The organism is Lysinibacillus sp. NPDC056220, from assembly GCF_049315265.1.
GTDB lineage: Bacteria > Bacillota > Bacilli > Bacillales_A > Planococcaceae > Lysinibacillus > Lysinibacillus pinottii.
In genome coordinates this window covers 658,254-677,763 of sequence record NZ_JBMOXD010000003.1, presented here as the reverse complement: position 1 = coordinate 677,763, position 19,510 = coordinate 658,254, and the positions used below count along the sequence as shown (strand labels likewise).

General features: G+C 38.7%; 22 protein-coding genes. 14 read left to right on the top strand and 8 right to left on the bottom strand.

The genetic code is table 11. The features are described from left to right. Window positions 1-33: 33 nt before the first annotated feature. Window positions 34-1,287, bottom strand: coding sequence for a helix-turn-helix domain-containing protein (locus ACOZBY_RS13615; RefSeq protein ID WP_012293907.1), 1,254 nt, complete (start codon window positions 1,285-1,287; stop codon window positions 34-36). A 124-nt stretch (window positions 1,288-1,411) separates the two neighbouring features. Between ACOZBY_RS13615 and ACOZBY_RS13610 the strand changes: the two genes are divergently transcribed. Continuing rightward, the gene (locus ACOZBY_RS13610; RefSeq protein ID WP_422762479.1) at window positions 1,412-2,707 is read left to right on the top strand and encodes an MFS transporter; all 1,296 of its coding nucleotides are present in this window, start codon (window positions 1,412-1,414) and stop codon (window positions 2,705-2,707) included. 129 nt (window positions 2,708-2,836) lie between these two features. On the opposite strand, the gene ACOZBY_RS13605 is transcribed toward ACOZBY_RS13610, so the two are convergent. The 4 genes from ACOZBY_RS13605 to ACOZBY_RS13590 all read right to left on the bottom strand — a co-directional run bounded on the left by ACOZBY_RS13605 (window position 2,837) and on the right by ACOZBY_RS13590 (window position 6,585). Beyond that, window positions 2,837-3,553: a LutC/YkgG family protein gene (locus ACOZBY_RS13605; RefSeq protein ID WP_031419589.1), complete on the bottom strand. Its 717-nt coding sequence runs from the start codon at window positions 3,551-3,553 to the stop codon at window positions 2,837-2,839. Continuing rightward, a complete protein-coding gene (locus ACOZBY_RS13600) occupies window positions 3,550-4,980 on the bottom strand; it encodes a LutB/LldF family L-lactate oxidation iron-sulfur protein (RefSeq protein WP_422762478.1) in 1,431 nt (476 codons plus the stop codon). The genes ACOZBY_RS13605 and ACOZBY_RS13600 overlap by 4 nt, the downstream gene beginning before the upstream one ends. Before the next feature lie 14 nt (window positions 4,981-4,994). After that, window positions 4,995-5,711, bottom strand: coding sequence for a (Fe-S)-binding protein (locus ACOZBY_RS13595; RefSeq protein WP_031419591.1), 717 nt, complete (start codon window positions 5,709-5,711; stop codon window positions 4,995-4,997). Between the two features lie 142 nt (window positions 5,712-5,853). Further along, window positions 5,854-6,585 (bottom strand): FadR/GntR family transcriptional regulator, encoded by a 732-nt coding sequence (locus tag ACOZBY_RS13590; protein ID WP_269816523.1) that lies wholly within the window; start codon window positions 6,583-6,585, stop codon window positions 5,854-5,856. 340 nt (window positions 6,586-6,925) lie between these two features. Here ACOZBY_RS13590 and ACOZBY_RS13585 point away from each other — a divergent pair, with 340 nt between their 5' ends. From ACOZBY_RS13585 to ACOZBY_RS13570, 4 genes are read left to right on the top strand one after another with little or no spacing between them, the layout of a single operon-like run. After that, a complete protein-coding gene (locus tag ACOZBY_RS13585; protein ID WP_031419593.1) occupies window positions 6,926-7,636 on the top strand; it encodes a cytochrome c biogenesis CcdA family protein in 711 nt (236 codons plus the stop codon). Window positions 7,637-7,670: 34 nt separating this feature from the next. After that, window positions 7,671-8,057, top strand: coding sequence for a response regulator (locus ACOZBY_RS13580; RefSeq protein ID WP_031419594.1), 387 nt, complete (start codon window positions 7,671-7,673; stop codon window positions 8,055-8,057). A gap of 24 nt (window positions 8,058-8,081) precedes the next feature. Beyond that, window positions 8,082-8,576 carry a CcdC family protein gene (locus tag ACOZBY_RS13575; RefSeq protein WP_031419595.1) on the top strand — a complete coding sequence of 165 codons (495 nt, stop codon included), beginning with the start codon at window positions 8,082-8,084 and terminating at the stop codon, window positions 8,574-8,576. A 53-nt stretch (window positions 8,577-8,629) separates the two neighbouring features. Next, on the top strand, window positions 8,630-8,788 hold the full coding sequence (locus ACOZBY_RS13570) for a hypothetical protein (RefSeq protein WP_422762477.1): 159 nt from the start codon (window positions 8,630-8,632) through the stop codon (window positions 8,786-8,788). A 147-nt stretch (window positions 8,789-8,935) separates the two neighbouring features. On the opposite strand, the gene ACOZBY_RS13565 is transcribed toward ACOZBY_RS13570, so the two are convergent. Then, window positions 8,936-9,364 (bottom strand): DUF2621 domain-containing protein, encoded by a 429-nt coding sequence (locus ACOZBY_RS13565; protein ID WP_008175629.1) that lies wholly within the window; start codon window positions 9,362-9,364, stop codon window positions 8,936-8,938. A 121-nt stretch (window positions 9,365-9,485) separates the two neighbouring features. Here ACOZBY_RS13565 and ACOZBY_RS13560 point away from each other — a divergent pair, with 121 nt between their 5' ends. From ACOZBY_RS13560 to ACOZBY_RS13540, 5 genes are all read left to right on the top strand, one after another. Next, the gene (locus ACOZBY_RS13560) at window positions 9,486-9,701 is read left to right on the top strand and encodes a DUF1659 domain-containing protein (protein WP_031419598.1); all 216 of its coding nucleotides are present in this window, start codon (window positions 9,486-9,488) and stop codon (window positions 9,699-9,701) included. Window positions 9,702-9,715: 14 nt separating this feature from the next. Continuing rightward, entirely contained in the window at window positions 9,716-9,940 is a 225-nt protein-coding gene (locus ACOZBY_RS13555; RefSeq protein WP_012293919.1) for a DUF2922 domain-containing protein, read from the top strand. A 66-nt stretch (window positions 9,941-10,006) separates the two neighbouring features. After that, on the top strand, window positions 10,007-10,129 hold the full coding sequence (locus tag ACOZBY_RS13550; RefSeq protein WP_012293920.1) for a YvrJ family protein: 123 nt from the start codon (window positions 10,007-10,009) through the stop codon (window positions 10,127-10,129). 104 nt (window positions 10,130-10,233) lie between these two features. Continuing rightward, on the top strand, window positions 10,234-10,842 hold the full coding sequence (locus ACOZBY_RS13545; protein WP_012293921.1) for an SCO family protein: 609 nt from the start codon (window positions 10,234-10,236) through the stop codon (window positions 10,840-10,842). 123 nt (window positions 10,843-10,965) lie between these two features. Beyond that, entirely contained in the window at window positions 10,966-11,505 is a 540-nt protein-coding gene (locus ACOZBY_RS13540; RefSeq protein ID WP_012293922.1) for a DUF1572 family protein, read from the top strand. Between the two features lie 39 nt (window positions 11,506-11,544). Here the strand turns inward: ACOZBY_RS13540 and ACOZBY_RS13535 are convergent, their stop codons facing one another. Continuing rightward, on the bottom strand, window positions 11,545-12,099 hold the full coding sequence (locus ACOZBY_RS13535; RefSeq protein ID WP_031419605.1) for a hypothetical protein: 555 nt from the start codon (window positions 12,097-12,099) through the stop codon (window positions 11,545-11,547). A gap of 104 nt (window positions 12,100-12,203) precedes the next feature. On the opposite strand from ACOZBY_RS13535, the gene ACOZBY_RS13530 reads away from it, so the two are divergent. The 3 genes from ACOZBY_RS13530 to ACOZBY_RS13520 all read left to right on the top strand — a co-directional run bounded on the left by ACOZBY_RS13530 (window position 12,204) and on the right by ACOZBY_RS13520 (window position 17,186). After that, window positions 12,204-13,025 (top strand): hypothetical protein, encoded by an 822-nt coding sequence (locus ACOZBY_RS13530; protein ID WP_422762476.1) that lies wholly within the window; start codon window positions 12,204-12,206, stop codon window positions 13,023-13,025. 156 nt (window positions 13,026-13,181) lie between these two features. After that, the gene (locus tag ACOZBY_RS13525; RefSeq protein WP_422762475.1) at window positions 13,182-14,861 is read left to right on the top strand and encodes a methyl-accepting chemotaxis protein; all 1,680 of its coding nucleotides are present in this window, start codon (window positions 13,182-13,184) and stop codon (window positions 14,859-14,861) included. A 363-nt stretch (window positions 14,862-15,224) separates the two neighbouring features. Beyond that, window positions 15,225-17,186: a methyl-accepting chemotaxis protein gene (locus ACOZBY_RS13520; protein WP_012293927.1), complete on the top strand. Its 1,962-nt coding sequence runs from the start codon at window positions 15,225-15,227 to the stop codon at window positions 17,184-17,186. A 43-nt stretch (window positions 17,187-17,229) separates the two neighbouring features. Here the strand turns inward: ACOZBY_RS13520 and ACOZBY_RS13515 are convergent, their stop codons facing one another. Then, window positions 17,230-18,624, bottom strand: a complete 1,395-nt coding sequence (locus ACOZBY_RS13515) for an alanine/glycine:cation symporter family protein (protein WP_012293928.1) — start codon at window positions 18,622-18,624, stop codon at window positions 17,230-17,232. A gap of 187 nt (window positions 18,625-18,811) precedes the next feature. Between ACOZBY_RS13515 and ACOZBY_RS13510 the strand changes: the two genes are divergently transcribed. Continuing rightward, window positions 18,812-19,510 (top strand): aspartate/glutamate racemase family protein, encoded by a 699-nt coding sequence (locus tag ACOZBY_RS13510; RefSeq protein WP_036162679.1) that lies wholly within the window; start codon window positions 18,812-18,814, stop codon window positions 19,508-19,510.

Below are 19,510 nucleotides of genomic sequence, written 5' to 3'. Positions count from 1 at the left end.
CAAGGGATTGCACGAAGTAGTGCAATCCCTTTACTAGTAGGAATTAGAATCAATTTGTGCCCTAATTGTCATATAGACTTCTTCAATTTTGCGTTTATAAGGTAAATCAACTAAATCCAGTGAATCAGTGTAAGCCATTTTCGCAATGTCATAGGCGGTTGTAAGTTCCCCGAAATGTGCATAGCAAAGGGCCTTATAGGAAAAGCATTCATTTAAGCCTAAAATATCATATGGATGGCTGACAAAATTAGGTGCTTTTTGAAAATGCTCAAATACAGCTCTAGCCTCCTCATAACGACCGAGTAAATATAGGGACTTTCCTTTTTCCGCATAATAATAGTTTGAATCCAAAATATCTAAATCCTCATGCTTCAGCTTATTAAAGCTCTCAATTTCGATTAATGCCTGCTCATAATTAAACATGTAATTATTATTATAATGTGCTCGTAAAATAAAGATGAAAGCATCTACTAGTGCGCGCTCAGCAAAAGCCCGATATTGCTCCAGCTTCATAAACATATGCTCTGCTTGTTCAAAGTCATGGTCAATCATCGCGCAATACGCTCCTATACGATACATATCATCAATTTTATAAAACAGCTGATTTTTATGAGCATTCGTAATCGTCTCGTTTATTAATTTTTTCCCTTCTTCATGTTCTCCGATGGCAAGCTGTAAAATGCTTGTATAATACGCCATTAATAAAGCGTCACGAGAATCAAGCTGATAATCCTCTTGTTTGATAATTTCTTGTGCCTGTAAAATACAGGCATAGGCCAGGTCATATTGACGTTTTCCCGCTAATATGGACATTTGCAGGATGAATGTTTTGAACCAATGGCTAAGTAAATTAATTTCTTTAAAGATAGTGCGCGCTTGTAGGAGGGATGTTTCCCATGAAGTTAATCCTGCTTCATACTGTGTGACAGCGTATATATACAATAAACGGCCTGCTTCATAACTATGAGGAAGTCCCTCGACTGATGGCTTGATTAAATCAACAATTTCTTGATAGCGAACTATGTCTCCCCATTTTACCTCTGCAAATAAAATTTCCACCTGCTCTAAAAGTGAACGAATGGATGAGGGTGCTACTTCTTCGAGTAATTCACTAGCCTTGACACCTAACCGTTCAGCAATATAGTCCAGGCTTTCCATAGAAGGCTTGGCCTTTTCATTTTCTATTTGACTTAGCATTCCTTTTGTTAGACGATCACCGGCAAGCGCCTCTAATGTTAATTTTTTTTCTTTCCTTAATTTGCGAATTCGTGCGCCTAGAGAGTTCACTGCCTCGCCTCCTTTTGTTTAATTATATTAAACTTTTTCTTGCGTGAAAAGAGGAAGCTATGGTATATTTTGTTTAATAAAATTAAACTTTTTAATTCAACTAAAAAATGGAGGGGTTTATAAGATGAATGAAACGGAGAAATTAAGAAAGGCGACCTATCATTTATGGACTTTTACAGCGAGTAAAATGATTGCCATGTTAGGGGCAAATGTCATGGCGTTTGGTTTTAGCCTGTATATATTAGCCATGACAGGGTCAGCCATGAGCTTTGCGACCAATATGATTTGTTCTGTGTTACCTCGTGCTCTTGTAGCACCCTTGGCAGGTTATGTAGCGGATAATTTTTCAAAAAAACGAACGATTTTATTAGCACAGGCAGGAACCATTTTGACCGTAGGGGGATTACTGATTTATACAGAAACGGTAGGGATGTCGGTTTATGCTATTTACATAGCTACAGTCTTTAATACAATATGTTCCGCATTTTCTGGGGTCACGTTTTCATCTGCAATTGCTACACTTGTAAATCCAGAACGTTTACAGCGCGCGATGTCATTTAATCAATTATCAATCTCGGTGGCTGCCATTGGGGGACCAGTCATTGGCGGCATGATGTATGGATTTTTCAATATTGATATATTTTTAATGGTAAATATTGTAGCGTATATCATGGCGTTTTGCTTAGAGGCAACAATGGATTTTAAACTCTATAGTACTAGAGGGGAAGATGTGAAGAAGGAGAAGGTGTGGGAAGGGCTTAAAGGTGGCTTCCATTATATTAAACAACGAAAAGTTATAAAAACAATCATGTGGGTGGCATTATGGATTAATCTATTTTTTTCTGCGATTGCCGTTGGAGGAACATATATTATTATTGAATTGCTGAAAGTAAAATCAACGCATTTTGGTTTTATAGAGGCATCAGGAGCAGCAGGTATGCTGATAGCCTCTCTTTATTTTGCAACAAGACCAGAAGTCAAAGCGCCATTACGTTTCTCAAAAATAAGCTTATTACTGTTAGCAGGTAGTCTCGCCTTAGCAATCATTCCGTTAGTCACGAATTTTTCCTATATCGCGATTGTAATTTTCTACCTAATCATTTACTTTATTTTTGCCATTTTTGAAATGGGGATAAATATGCCAATAGGGGTGTATATGCAAAAAATCATCTCAGAAGAATTCCGCGGACGCGTTTTCGGTCTAATGGAAACAATGGCAATGTCTATGATGCCAATTGGTATGGTTGTTTATGGCGTATTATATGATGCAATACCGGCCACAATCATTTTACCTGTTACGAGTGTCATTATCATTACCATTTCACTTGTGATGCTACGCACTTCCATTTTAAAAGAAGCACATCCAGAGTATTATGAAAAAGAAGGCATAACAAAAAGTGTCCCTCATTCAACAACATAAATGCATGTCTGACTATAGACAAAAGGTATCGTGACGTAAATGCTCGATACCTTTTGTCATTTTTTACTATAGGAGAATTATTAAGTACCTGCCATAGTAGAGATCAAAGGCTTTACTTTATTAATGGGCTTAACGATCCTCAATGACGATATAGGTAGCTTGAATCGGGCCATGTACACCAACGATTAAAATCATTTCGATATCTGCTGAGTTACTAGGACCTGTAATGAAATTAATACAGGAAGGAATTTTCTCTCCGTTGTTGATTTTTTCACGAATCCACCGTGCTGCTTGTGTCATACGAGGCACCATTGTACTTTTTGGGATTAAAATGATCGATTTTTCTGGTAAGAAGCTAATACTTCTTCCTTGATCTCTACTGCTAAAAAGTACAGCCGTCCCAGATTCAGCAAGTGTCATCTCGCTAATAGTAATGCCTATATTGGCTTTTTCAGCATGTAGGATATTTTCCTGTGGTTGCTGTGAATTCCATTCATAGTACTGAATATTAGACTGTGGCCATTTTTCTGTCATTAATTCAGATAGTCCGAATTCTTGAAATCGCTCGTCCCTAGAACTAATGATGGATTGTCCGCCATATTGGTCCACAACAGATTGCAAATCTTGAGAAAGCTTGGCACAATTGGAAATCACGATATTCGTATGAATATTGGCGCATTGTTTCATGAAAATCTCTAGTAATTCGTCTCTCGTGGCATCTTTTAATGTACGGTTTTGTGGTTGATACTGCCACGTGGGGCGTGGAAGCGTTGTAATAGGTGAACGCCCTAACTGCTGTGCAATGTTTGCTAAAAAATTCTCTCGATGCTGAATGGTACCAGTCATGATTCCTCATCTCCTTTTGTGCGGTGCTTCATCCAATTTCGGAAACTGTTTTTATTCGGTGCAGGGAAATCCCGTGCTTCAGTCCATGCTTTTAAAGGACCTGGACCTTTAGTAATCGTATGGTCATTCGTGAAGGGAGCCATTGCAGGAGCGGCCATTTTTGTAGCCATCTTATACAAGGTAGGGGAGGATGCTCCTAAGCCAAATGCCTTCATTAGTAGCTTTTCGGAAACGGGTGCTTTGCCTTCATTTTCAACAATGACCTGACGATGTCTATGAATAAGCTGATGTAAAGGTATTTTTACAGGGCAAGCATCCGTACAGGCACCACATAGCGTTGAGGCATAGGGGAGCTCTTTAAAATTATCATAGCCTCCTAATAACGGAGAGAGTACTACACCAACCGGACCCGAGTAGATAGAGCCATACGTATGCCCACCGACATGACGATAAACAGGGCAAGCATTGACACAGGCGGCACAGCGAATGCATTGTAAGATAGGCTGAAATTCGCCACCAAGAATGGCTGAGCGACCATTATCCACTATGACTAAATGGAATTCCTCAGGCCCATCTGTCTCACCCTCTTCTTTAATTCCTGTAAGCGTAGTAATATAGCTTGTCAGCTTTTGCCCTACAGCACTACGTGTTAATAAGCTTACGAGAACCTCCATTTCTTCAAAGGTAGGAACAATTCTTTCCATTCCCATTACAGTGACTTGAGTTTTTGGCAGAGCCGTAACTAAATCAGCATTGCCTTCATTGGTGACTAGCGTAATCGATCCACTTTCAGCAATGGCAAAATTACAGCCTGTTATACCGATATCGGCAGTTAAATATTCATCGCGTAGTTTTTCACGCACATAAAGAGCAAGCTCCTCGGGCTTTTCCGATTGAGTGTAGCCCTGTTTTGCTTTAAACACATCTCGAATTTGCTCCTTATTTTTATGCAGAGCAGGAGCCACAATATGGGATGGGGGCTCGTGATCGGCAACTTGCAAAATGTATTCACCTAAGTCCGTTTCGATCACTTCACAGCCTAGTTCCTCTAATGCAGCATTAAGGTTTATTTCCTCGGTTACCATCGATTTAGACTTCACAATTTTAGCAGCATTTTTCTGTTTCGCAATATCTTGAATATAGGCTGTTGCTTCTTGTGCAGTTTGAGCAAAGAAAACATGTCCACCTCTTTTGGCAACATTGTCACTTAATTGGTATAGATAATAATCAAGATTTTCTAAAACATGTTTCCGTATTTCCTCTCCATGTGAACGCCATTCCTCCCAATCTCCAAGTTCCTGAGTTTGTTGTAGACGACGTGTTTGAAAGCGGTCCTGAGCTCTGGAAACAGCGCTACGCATAAATTGATTTTCAAGCTCTTTTGTGACACGGTCCTGAAAGCGATTATTACTAGTTTTCATGGCCATGAATGTTCCTCCTTTTATCGGCAATTTAAAACCTCTGCAATGTGCATTACTTTAATTGGCTTTCCTTGGCGATGAATACGACCACCCATATTGATTAAACAGCCAGCATCTGCTCCGATTAAATAATCCGCCCCTGTCTCCTCTACATGGTGGACCTTTTCTTGAACCATTTCGCCAGATATATTGCCCATTTTGACAGAGAATGTGCCACCAAATCCACAGCACCTATCTTTTCCTGGGAGCTCCACATACTGTAAACCATCGACATTTTGTAATAACTTTATAGGAGCCTCATTCACTCCAAGGAGGCGAGTCATATGGCAGGAAGTATGGTAAGTAGCTTTGCCCTCTAAATGGGCTCCAACATCCTCTATCTTTAATACATGGACAATAAATTCAGTAAACTCATACGTTTTGGCTGCCAATGCCTTTGCTTTTGATGCCCATAGAGGGTCTCCCTTAAAAATCTCTGGATATTCCTTAAACATATAAACACAAGAACCAGAGGGGGAGACGACGTAATCAGCATGCTCGAAGGCAGAAATCATTCTTTTCATCGCATTTTTGGATTCTTTCACATAGCCACTATTATAGGCGGGCTGTCCACAGCAAATTTGTTGCTCAGGAAAATCAATTTCACAGCCAAGTCTTTCTAACACTTCCACAACAGATTTCCCTATATCTCCCTGAAACATATCCACTAGGCAAGTAGCAAAGAGAGTTACTTTCATATGCATCGCTCCTTTTTATAAACAACAGGTCATCGGATGACTTTTGGTTATATGTATCATACTACAAACTTTTCAAAGAAAGAAGATGTTTTGATGGAATTTTCAGAAAAAATAAAACAACCTAGTCGAGAGCTAGGCTGTTTTAAAGCAGGTTGGATTCTGTTGTTTCAAAATATTGTAATAGAACCTTTTCAACATTGCTTAAATGAGAGGTCATCGCCTGTTTGGCCAATTCTTCATTTTGCTGTTGAATAGCAAGGAAGATTTTCATATGTTCCTCATATAGTTGCTCGCTTGTTGTTTTTTTAGAGTACAACCAAATGCGGCGTGTTTCTTTCATTGTATCAATCATCAGCCCAGAAATTTGATCTAGAATGGTAGCAAGTAGGGGGTTTTGGGAGGCAGTTGCAATTGCCACATGAAATTGATAATCCACTTTTTCACCAAGTTCACCATCCCCATGGGCTTGCTTCATATTATCTAAGATTTGAACCATTACTTGAATATCCTGTTCTGTACGGTTGTTTGCGGCACTCGCAGCTGCGCCCACCTCAATGATCTTGCGCACTTCTAATAAACGGGCAATATCAAGTTTATTCGATAACATGGCTGTAGATAATGGAAAATCGAGTCTGTTTGGAGGCACACTCTTTACAAAAGTCCCTGAGCCTTGTTTGATTTCAATCAATCCCATTGCCTTTAAGGCAGAAAGCGCCTCTCGCACAGCGGAACGGCTTACTTGCAATTGTTCAGCAAGCTGTTCAACCGAGTCCAGTCGATCACCCGGCTTTAAAACACCACCTCTTATTTTTTCATGCAAAATTTCGGACACTTCTTCATAGATTTTTTTAGGTTTTATTTTTTTTAATTCCAAGGAGCTACACCTCTTTTTTCAATCAAATGCGCGTTTGTTATGAATATTATACATGAAGATCAGATAATTACTCCTGAATAGTGTATAAAAAACGGTGCATTGGCTAAAAAAATGAGATAGGTAAGCTTATTTAAAAATGTAGAATAATGGCGAATTTTGTTGACAGAAAATCAACAGCGGCGCATAATGCAGAAGTAGCTTATTAAGCTTTTTATATGTTTGGGAGGACTTTTCAGAAATCTCATCATTTTGCCATGAAACGTTCACAATCAGGAAGGGCGCAATTTATCAGTTTTTTTGGTACGATGGTTGCAGTAACTGTAAGGAGCGATCGAAAAATATGGGAACAGATATTAACGTATTTTTAGCTTTTGGTGCAGGGTTTCTAAGTTTTATTTCACCATGTACCCTCCCATTGTATCCAGCATTTTTATCGTACATAACTGGTATGACATTAGATGAGCTAAAATCAGAAAAAGGGATGCTACAAAAGCGTGCCATTTTCCACACACTATTCTTTTTACTAGGATTTTCAATTATTTTTATTATTATCGGACTAAGTGCCTCCTATGCGGCAGAGTTTTTCCTGAATTATCAAACTTTACTACGTCAGGTTGGTGCCATTTTAATCGTAGTATTTGGTTTAATGATTGTTGGATTGCTACAAATTGATTTCCTTATGAAGGATCGGAAGTTTCAATTTAAAAATCGACCATCTGGCTATTTGGGATCTGTTTTAATTGGTATTGCCTTTGCGGCAGGATGGACACCATGTACAGGACCAATTTTAGCTTCTATTATAATGTTGGCTAGTACAAACCCAGGCGCGGGCTTTAGCTATATGTTCGCCTATTATTTAGGGTTCGCAATCCCATTCTTTGTGTTATCGTTCTTTATTTCACGAATGACTTGGATTCGCACACATAGCCAAAAAATCGTGAAAATCGGTGGTTATATCATGATTGCCGTGGGTATCTTGTTATTCTTTGATGGATTAACGTATATTACTCGTATATTACAGCCTATTTTCGGTGGATTTACAGGCTTTTAATTTGTTAAACTAAAGAGGCATACCGTACTTTAACGTGGAGGGAGATGAACATGTGCCTACAGTTTTAGTAGTGGATGATACGCTATTTATGCGTGTTGCAATCAGTAATATGTTTTCAGAATGGGGTTATGACGTAGTAGGTAAGGCAGCAAATGGTAAAGAAGCTGTGGCTATGTATCGAGAGTTACAACCAGATTTAGTAACAATGGATGTAACGATGCCCGTTATGACTGGTATTGCGGCGGTAAAAAAAATTATCCCAGAATTTCCAAATGCAAAAATAATTATGGTAACAGCATTAGGCCAACAAAAGTTAATTGTAGAAGCGATTGAAAGTGGGGCGAAAGATTTTATTACCAAGCCCTTTGAGCCAGAAAGATTAAGAGCCGTCGCTGACCAATTACTTGGTCAAAATTGCTAATTTGACATTAGAGGAGGATCTTTTATGTTGAGCAATATCCCTTCTCACTATTATGTTATTGGGTCGACCATTATGGCCATTCTAATGGGTAGCTTTGTCATGGTTATACGTATGAGAGCTTCCAAAATGCCAACAAATGAGAAGAAAATTATTATTCCGCCCATCGCGATGTCTTCTGGTGCACTCATGTTTTTATTTGAACAATTCCGAGTACCACCGATGCAAATATTAGAAGCAGCCGCTGTAGGAATGGTGTTCTCGACAATTTTAATTGCCACTTCCAAATTTGAAGTGAAAGGTCGAGATATTTATTTAAAACGTTCAAAAGCATTCGTTTTTATATTATTTGGTTTATTAATATTCCGAGTAGTGGCTAAAATGGTTCTAAGCAGCTCCATCGATGTTGGTGAATTAGCAGGCATGTTCTGGATCCTAGCCTTCGCCATGTTAGTACCTTGGCGAATTGCCATGTTAATCCAGTTTAAAAAAATCAAAAAAACGATTCCCCAGCTACACTAGTGCTCAAACTAGTGTAGTTTTTTTATGCTTTAGATTCGGGAGGTGGGGCGAATTTGTTATGCATCGTGGAGGGTGAAACGCTCGAATTGACGGATAGGATTGCAAAAGTGGCGGATAGAACGCCCAAAGTGACGGATAGGATTGCAAAAGTGGCGGATAGAACGCTCGAATTGACGGAGGTTGCAAAAGGGTGGATAGAACGCCCAAAGTGACGGATAGAACTGCAGAAGTGGTGGATAGAACGCTCGAATTGACGGATAGGTTGCAAAAGTGACGGATAGAACGCCAAATGAGGATGGTCCGCTCAAAGCAGTACCCCCAAAAAACGCAGCACAAGCTTGTGTGCTGCGTAGTTTTCTTTATTCAAATAAATGTTCGTAGGGGGCGATGTCAATTTGCATTTGCTCTAATTTTTTGCGTAAAAATTTGTGATCGCGTTTAGGTGTTGCTTGGATGTAGCCACGAATAATGAGGTCATTGTTAATGGCAGGTGCTTTTTCCTCTAAAGCAAGCTCGCCAATTTTCCCTGCAATCTTCTCCTTTGCTACTTGTCTAAAGAGCTCAGGGACAGGACTTACAAGCTCATAGAGTAACTCTTTTTCAGCTTGTCCCCATAAATGGATTGTTTTATCTAAATAAAATTCCTGCCAATCTAAATCAGACTTTCCATCCTGCTTTGGGAGTGCTTTTAAAAACTTGCGGAACATGAAAAAGCCGCCAATCGCCATCAATGAAATGAGGACAACCACCCAAAATAAAATAAACCATAAAAACCAACCTTGTAACAAATCGTTCACCTCTTTGCCTTCTCTGACTCTATTATAAAAGCTTCTGAAAAAAAATTCATCCTATAATGTCCCTTTTTTAGCAATTCGTCTTTATATAGTGTATGAAGGGAGGTGACGATGGATGGCGAACGTGAATTTTTTACAAGCTACACTGCGTCTGAAATATGTGGAAGGCTACAATGAGCAAAACGAGCCAACATACACTACTAAATCGTATCGTAATATCGCTAAGACACATAGCGTAGAAGATTTAGTAGCTGTCGCCCAAGCGATGGCCAGTCTCTCATCACAAGCATTAGCCGGTATTGAAAAGCAAGAGACAAGCGAATTATCTTAAGGGGGGATGACAAAATGACACAAGTTTTAGAGTTACAATTTGTTACAGCGGATGGTAAAACATCCATGCTTACGATTGATGCTCCAAAGCCAACAGTAACAGCAGCTGACATTCAACAGGTCATGAAAACTATTATGGCTAAAAATGTATTTTCTGGACAAGCTGGAGCATTGACAGCTATCAAAGGTGCACGCATTGTAGAACGAAAGGTAATAGAATTCGATGTAGCAACAGAATAATGAAAAAATGGTCTTTGCTAAGAGAACTGCAAAGGCCATTTTTACCTAGTGAGAGGGGGCATAGCAATGGAACAGTGGTTAAACATGATATCGGATATTGGTTTTCCGATTTTAGTGTCCTTTTATTTATTACACCGTGTCGAGGTAAAGCTAGATGCGATTCATGAGGCACTTGTTTCCTTAAAATGAAATTAATTTCACAAATATGTACGAAAGCTGTCACCTAGAGGTTCTTGTCAACGCTTACAGCCTAAGTTAGGATGAGGATAGTGTAGGTTAGGGAGAGTGTTAACATGAAACATAAACGAATGGGGCTAGTATTGCTTTTAGCCTGTGTGACTGTGCTAGGTGCCTGCGGGAATTCTAAATTTAAAGCAGATTATAGTTTAGAGATACCTGATTTTGAACATGTCAATCAGCGTGGAGAGACAGTTTCACTTGAGAGTTTAAAAGGCAAGCCATGGATCGGTATGTATATTTTCACGAATTGTGTATCGATTTGCCCACCAATGTCCTTGAATATGGCACAAGTCCAAGAAAAGCTTCAGAAAAAAGGGGTAGAGGATTATAATATCGTCGCCTTTTCTGTAGATCCAGATGTTGATACGCCAGAAGTATTAGCCAACTATATTAGTAAATATAATGTGCCAGATGATTCTAAGTGGAATCTTCTTACAGGGTATTCACAAAAGTATATTGAACAGTTTGCGGTTAAAAATACGAAAATTTTAGTGAAAAATGATCCTAATAGTGATCAAGTTATCCATGGTAATCAATTTTTCCTAGTTGATAAAGAGGGAACAATCGTTAAAATGTATAATGGCTTCGCTGAAAATATTGAAGATGTACCAATTGATACAATAGCTTCTGATATTGAAACATATATTGATGAAAATTTATAAATAGAAAACCGTCTCAAATTTTTGAGATGGTTTTTTTCTTTTATGACGACGAATCGGAAATTAGCTGGTGAATGATAAGATATTCCATTTATAATAATAAAAAAGAGGGGATGGGGATCGACTATGACGATTGCGGAAACGTATTTACAGGTTGTCCAAAAGAGATTTAAAAGTGTGAAAGAGTTAGGCGATAAGGCACTGGATCAATTGGAGGGGGCAGAACTGCACTGGGCGTATAATGAAGAATCCAATAGTATCGCGGTCATTGTTAAACATGTTAGTGGTAATATGATTTCGCGCTGGACTGATTTTTTAACGACAGATGGTGAGAAAACTACACGAAATCGGGATGATGAGTTTATCAATAGTCTTTATACAAAAGAAGCAATTCTCGCGGTCTGGGAAGAGGGCTGGCAAGTATTTTTAGATGCTTTGGCAAGTATTACAGAATCCGATTTGCAGGGACATGTCACAATCAGAGGGGAAAAGCTAGCGGTAATCGATGCGATAGAAAGACAAATGGCTCATTATTCACAGCATATTGGTCAAATTATATATATCGCGAAGCAAGTAAAGGGATCTGACTGGCAAACGTTAAGTATAGCGAGAGGACAGTCGCAAACGTTTAACAAGGCTATGCTTGAAAACATCCACGAAAAATAAGAGAGATCGTAGCAATCTTTTAGTTGCTACGATCTTTTTTTATGATACATAAAGCTTGTACATTGCCGTCTCCGAATCAATGGCTTGAGCTAGTTCATATGCTTCCTGCTGATTTTTATGATGAGAGATGATCTCATAGAAAAAGCGAATAAGAAACATAAGATTTGCGTTACCATCGATATAATCATCTGGTGCTAAATAGGAGTGACAGCCACTTTCTAAAAATGCTGTTGCGAGCTGTTTCCACCCTAATGTACAGCCTGCGGCAATAACCTTTACACCCTGTAGGCGGCTATAAGTTTGTATATCCAATGGACCAAAGTACAAACTCTTTGGTTCATCGTCTTCATACACATCCTCCCCTAACTCAGGCAGACAAAAGCGTCCTTCATCTCCGTGAAAATTCAAAATGAGATAATCCATTTTGCCATGAAGATCAATGCCCGATAAGACATCAATCAAATCATTTGGTCTACCAATCAAATGAAGCGTTACCCTTGCACCAAAGGATTCAAGTGCGGCTCGGATGGCCATTGATTCGAAATCACAATCAGGTCCTACTACTAAATTAACATATAATTCTGGCTTGCTCATTTCCCGTTCCACCTCCATCCTTTAGTATAGATGAAACTTATTGGATGGGTAAACCGTATATTACAATAATTACTATATATGTAAAGAGTAAAGGAGTATAAGCAATGAATCGGGTTGGACATTTACTTACACTAATTCTTGGCATTACGCTTAGCCTCATCACCCTCCTGCTGTTTTTGAACAATGAAAGGCAAAGAGACGAACTAGTAACCCTTCCGCATAGTCATTTTCAAACGATTGAGCAGGCATGGTATATGTCTGGAAATGATGGCAAGGAGCAATATTTATATCCATTAAAGCAAGTGTTCTACCTTAATCGTTATGAGGTGAAAGATACAGAACACCTGCAACAAGCTTTACAGACCAAAAAAGTCCCGATCAGTCGACCAACCGAACCTACCCCAACGAGTGATTTATATATTCGTTTCGATAATGGAAAGGAAATGGCTGTTAAGGTGATGGTGGACGACGAACAATTATTCTTCATGGATCAGAAAACGATGCAGTATTATAAACTACAAACTAAAGAAGTGGTAGATTATTTTCTTTTATTGAATGAAGAAAGCCGAACGCCATGGTTATTATTTATTATGTATACAATTTTATTTTTTAGTCTAGCATATATGCTGGCAAAGCAATTAATAGGAGGTACATCGAAAACTGATCAGCAAAACTTGATGAAAGAAAAGGAGAAGAGACTCGCTTCTGATTTTATTCTTCCTGTCCTCCTGCCATTAACGATCACATTTACGATGCAAATATATGGGGCTCAGCATAGCTTATTATTACTAAGTGTCCTGATGCTTACTTCAGGTATTCGTGAATATGTGGAAAAAAGGGGGCTTTTCGTGAAAATGGTATTACTTCTCCCACTTTTTTGGTTATATCTACATGGCTTTCAATGGATTAATTCCTATTTAAACTAGCGTAATAGTGGATATTATTGTCAATAGTTTTCAGGTGGAGTTTTCATTATTGTTAAATTTTAGCGATATTTTGTGAGAAAAGGTACATATTTTATAGGATAATAGATTTAGGTAGGATATACTCAATGGTGATTACAGTAGAATTGAGGGAATCATATGAGATTAACTGTGGAACGTAAACTACAAATTGCTTTTGGTATCGTGCTAGCCTTCTTATTAATGATTACAGCCATTGCGATGTATTTCTTAACTAATAATAATAGGACACTAGCTGAAATCGAAGACAATACGGAATTAATCCATCTATATCAAGATATCTCGTTCCAAACTGTGCGTGCAAACGCAGCTATTCGAGGATATATATTATATGGTAAGGAAGAAATGTTAAACAATCATCATGAAATTCGGAATACCTTACATACATCCATTAATCGCCTTCAAGAAATAGGCGCTCGCAATCAAGATTTTGAACAATTTTTACAACAGCTTGATGATTGGGAAAAGGCGATAGATGGACAGATTATTCCGCTTTATAAACGTGGCGAAATAGAACAGGCTCAGCAAGTAGCCTTGCCGATTTTAGGAGAGGGCTCTTTGAAACTTGTAGTCTTTGGAAAGACGATGGCCACTGCACAGCAGGAAGACATGCTAGCACATATAGAGGCGACCAAGCAAAAAGGGGAAAGAAGTGGTATTGAAATATTGATATTGGCGGCAATTTCTCTCCTCATTAGCATCATTATTGCCACTGTATTTGGTAGAAGGATTGCTAAAAACATCCAACAAACGGTCAGTGAAATGGATACATTCTCAGAGGGGAATTTAAACACCCATCTTCAATTCAAAACAAAGGATGAATTTGCTCACCTAGCCGAGTCATTCAATACAATGTCAGAAAAGCTTCGTCAGATGATGAAGCAAGTAGGAAATTCCTCTGAACAAGTGGCAGCGACCTCTGAGCAGCTAACGGCAAGTAGTATGGAGGTCACACAGGCAACGGAGGTTGTCACAGAGTCGATTCAAGATATTGCACATGGAATTGAAGAGCAGGATACTTTAACAGGTGATGTACGGAATTTATCGGCCCATATTTTGAAGAAAATGAATGATATTTCCACTAGCATTCAAAATGTTAATGATGCAACCGTCGAAACGAAAAATATGGCGAGTTTAGGTCGTTCTTCTGTCCACGATGCAACGGTACAAATGGATGAAATTTCAGCCAATACGAGTGAATTAAATACGCGTGTCCAGGATTTAGATGATAATTCAGCAGCTATTGTAGCAGCTGTAAATGTCATTAAAAGTATTGCGACGCAGACCAATTTACTTGCTATCAATGCCTCTATTGAAGCGGCACGAAGCGGTGAACATGGGAAAGGGTTTGCCGTTGTCGCTGAGGAAGTACGCAAGCTGGCAGATGAGTCTAATCTTGCAGCAGTGGAAATTGAAAAAGTAGTAGCTCAAATTACTGACAGTACAAGAATAATTGAAGAAGATATGGTCAATAGCAATGATTCGGTGCATGTAGGTCGGGATAAGGTTAATGTGGCAAGAGATAATTTTATACAAATTGATGATGCTATTAATGATGTTCAAGCACAGACGGAGTTAGTTACCGCAGCTATTCGTACCATCCATCAAGATATTGAACAGCTTGTCCAAGAAATTGACTACATAGGTGAGGTATCTATGAATTCAAGCCGTCATGTGCAAAGCGTTGCCGCTTCTTCCCAAGAGCAAAATGCGGCAATGGAGGAAGTAGCGGCGGCTTCCACACATTTAGCGAAAATGGCGATAGATTTACAGGAATCGATACAAACATTTAAATATTAAGCTCAGGATAAAAGAGGGGTCTACTGGTTAAATAAATCATTGGACAACCTCTTTTTATTACCTTTTTATCAGTTCAGCAGTTCCAATTTCTATAAAGTCTAGACCAATAGAAGCCATTTCAGCGTGTAGCTATTGATTAGTAAGTTGTGGGCTAATAGGAAGTTATTCCTGACAATTACAGGGATTTAGAGTATCTGTAAAGACTGAATAATAAAAAAATCATAATTATGTTTGAAAAATAATATTTCATCCGATAAAAGCTATGGGAGAGATGTAAAACAGATACAGAGTGGGAACGGTTGTAGCAAATATCAGGCTGACAAGTGATATTTTTCACTTCAAGAAACAAAAGGAGAATAATATATGAAGAAAATATTTAGCAGTTTTAAGGGCAAGCTTTATACGCTATTTGCGCTAGTATTACTAATTCCTGTTATATCTGTAGGTAGTTTATCTTATTTATCAGCTAAGGATTCCATTGAAGAGGAAATCTTATTTAGCGCCAATGAAAGTGTAGGAATTCTAAATAAGCTAATTGATCAAACGATTACTGATAAGATGAATGACATTCAAGTGTTTAGTAGTGAAATAGATGCACAGCAATTTAAGCAATCTCAAACGTCTATTGAATCAAAGTTTAAACAATATGGACAGCTTAATCCAGACGTTTTAAGTATTTATGTTGGAACAAATGATGGTTCGTTTTCTCAAGTACCCAGATTGAATGATGCGGATTATAATCCATTAGATCGAGATTGGTATAAACAAGCGACGGCTTTAAAAGGTGAAACTTTAATTACTAACCCGTATAAGGATGCGGGAACAGGTGATATGGTTGTCACGGTGGCTAAACAGATTAAGGACCAGTCAGGGGTTGTCGCTATTGATATTAAATTAACAAACCTTCAAAAAATTGCAGATTCCATTCGAATTGGGAAAAATGGTTATCCCTCTATTTTTGGGGAAGACAATCTGGTCATTTCCCATCCTACCCTCGAAGCGGGTGGCAAGATAAAAGAAAGTTTCCTCGATAAAATGTACGAAAGTCCCTCTGGCACCTATGAATACGTCTTTAACGGCGATGATCGTATTTTATTCTATACGACGAATGAAGTAACCAATTGGAAAATCACAGGTACCATCTTTTCCAAGGAAATTGATGAATCGGCTTCATCGATTTTAACTCACACCATTATAGTGCTACTTGCAGCTGTCGTTATTAGTTCTATAATCTTCTACTTCGTGATGAAGGCTGTCATTAAACCAATTAAAGCATTAAAAGATAGCGCCGTTACGATTAGTAAAGGTGATCTGACAGAAACTGTTACGATAACTTCGAATGATGAAATTGGGCAATTAGGAATGGCCTTTAATGATATGCAGGAAAGTTTACGGACGCTTATTCAAAAAATTGAACAAAATGCAGAGGAAGTGGCATCGTCTGCTGAAGAGCTAACAGCTAATGCGAATCAAACAAGTATAGCAACCGAAAAAGTCGCAATTTCGATTCAAGATGTTGCATCAAGTGCAGATGGTCAAACTGTTAGTGCCAATAAAAATGCAGAATCATTACATGAGCTTTCAACAGCTATTCTTCATATTGCTGAAATTTCATCTGCTGTGACGGACCTTTCACAGCATGCGACATTACAGGCAGATGAGGGCGGACAAGCTGTTCAAAATACAAAGGATCAAATGCAGTCTATTCATTTATCTGTTGCTGATTCTAATGCTAAAATTCAAACCTTACATGAACGTTCACAGCAAATTACATCCATTTTAGACGTCATTACAAGCATTGCGGATCAAACTAATTTACTGGCTTTAAATGCCGCTATTGAAGCAGCAAGAGCAGGCGAGCATGGAAAAGGATTTGCAGTTGTAGCAGATGAAGTCCGTAAGCTTGCCGAGCAATCACAGGATTCGGCTAAACAAATTTTTGAATTGATTCGCGGAATTCAACAAGAAACAGAGCAATCTGTAAGTATTATGGCTAAGGTAACGGAGGATGTTCAAAGTGGTTTACATATTTCTGATGAAGCCATTACGAAATTCCAAGTCATTATGACAAGTATGAATGAAATTACGCCAAAAATGGAAGAGGTTTCTTCTGCCTCAGAGCAAATGTCTGCTGGTGTGCAAGAGGTAGCAGCAGTGACGGAAGATTTAGCCTTCTCAGCCAAAGGGAATGCAGCCGCTTCTGAAGATGTTGCAGCCTCAACTGAGGAACAGTTAGCATCAATGGAAGAAATCAATGCCTCGGCACAAGCACTTGCGCATATGGCCGATGAATTAAAACAACTGATTAGTCAGTTCAAATATTAAAAAAACGCCCCTCCATTCATTGCAATGGAGGGGCATTCCTATTTTATCGATCTTCTTCCCAACAATCAGTATTTTTTAATGTCGGAATTGATTTGGCATAAAAGACAGGGTTTTTACCTGCTTTGCGTTGGCCTGTAAAATCATCTAATACAAGGAAGGCAATTTTACCAAGAATCATGATGATAGCAATATTGATGAAAGCCATGAGCCCCATAAATAAATCTGCTAAATTCCATACAAGTTGAACTTGTGCTACAGAGCCGAACATAACCATGACTAGTACTAGGACGCGATACATAACCATCCAACCCTTATGGGCATTTATAAATTCGATATTAGATTCACCATAGTAATAGTTACCGATAATCGAACTGAAAGCAAAGAAGATAATGGAAATGGCAATAAAATAAGGAGCCCAATCCCCAACGTGTACAGCTAGGGAATTTTGCGTCAAAATAATACCATTACTTTCACCTTTATCATATAAGCCAGCTAAAATAATGATAAAGGCTGTTGCTGTACAAATCATAATCGTATCGAAAAAGACACCTAAGCTTTGTACAAGTCCTTGCTTAGCAGGATGTGAGGTATTAGCAGTCGCCGCAGCATTTGGCACACTACCCATCCCAGCTTCATTTGAAAATAAACCACGACGTACCCCTTGCATAATAGCGACTCCAATTGCTCCACCAGCAGCTTCTTGTAGACCAAATGCATGTGTGAAAATTAATTTAAAGACATTCGGTATTTCTGATAAATTTGTCACCACAACAAAAAGCGCTACAAGTAAATAGAAGACGGCCATAACAGGTACAAGGACTTGCGTTACCTTTACAATTCTTTGTACACCACCAAAAATAATTAATGCTGTTAGTGCTACAAGTAAGCCTCCAATGAGCTTTGGACTTATATCAAATGCTTCCCCAACCGAAGTAGCAATTGTGTTAGACTGCACTGCATTAAATATAAATCCAAAACTTAGTGTTAATAGAATACTAAAAATGATACCTAGTTTTCTTTGACCTAACGCTTTTTCCATGTAATAGGCAGGTCCACCTCGGAAAGTATCGCCATCCTTTACTTTATAGACCTGTGCTAAAGTACTTTCAATGAAGGCTGTTGCCATTCCTAAAATAGCAATAATCCACATCCAAAATACTGCACCTGGTCCACCGACACCAATGGCTAAGGCAACACCTGTAATGTTCCCAGTGCCTACACGTGAAGCGGCACTAATCGTAAAGGCTTGGAATGGCGAAACCCCTGAATCTCCCTCCCTTTTTTCGACAATCAGACGAAACATTTCAGGAAAAAGACGAATTTGTACAAATTTTGTACCAAATGAAAAATATAGTCCAGCAGCTAATAATAAGATAATCAGGATATATGTCCATAAAATATTATTTCCACTATCAACAATATTTGAAATCCATTCCATAAGTTATTCCTCCTTTCACAGTACGCTTTAGTCTACACTGTTTTTTTATGAAAAATCAACCTTTCTAATATAATAAATTATAATAAAGTTTTGAGTTTTCCTATAAGAGTGGTAAATTCCGAAAATTCTCTCATTTTTATTCGGCTAATATGTATAATAAATAGAATAAAAGGAGGGAGTTTTGATGATGAAAACAATCGGCTTGATTGGCGGTATGAGCTGGGAATCCTCTGCTGAATATTATAGGTTAGTAAATGAACAGGTCAAACTACAGCTAGGGGGCCTTCATTCTGCTACATGTATTTTGTATAGTGTTGATTTCCAGCAAATTGAGCATTTTCAAGCGAGGGGACAATGGGACAAAGCTGGCATTGTGCTTGCGCAAGCCGCACTGTCACTTGAACGAGCAGGTGCAGATTTTATCGTTATATGTACCAATACGATGCATAAGGTCGTAGAGGTTATGGAGGAGGCCATCACTATCCCCATATTACATATTGCTGATGCCACGGCTCAACAAATAAAAAAGGCTGGACTACAAAAAGTAGCTCTCCTCGGCACTATGTACACAATGGAACAGGAATTTTATAGGTCGAGAGTAGAGGGCTATGGAATAGCGGTTATTGTGCCAGAACGTCATTCACGTATGGAAGTTAACCGGATCATTTATGAGGAATTATGTTTGGGGAGTATCATCCCAAATTCCAAGTCCTATTACATTCAAGTAATTAATGAGCTTGTGGAGGCAGGAGCGCAAGGAGTAATTCTTGGCTGTACCGAAATTGGCCTGCTCATTCAGCAGCAGGATATCCGTGTTCCAGTCTTTGATACAACGATGATTCATGCCCAGGCGGCGGTGTCAATGGCAATTCAGGAGGAAACGTAA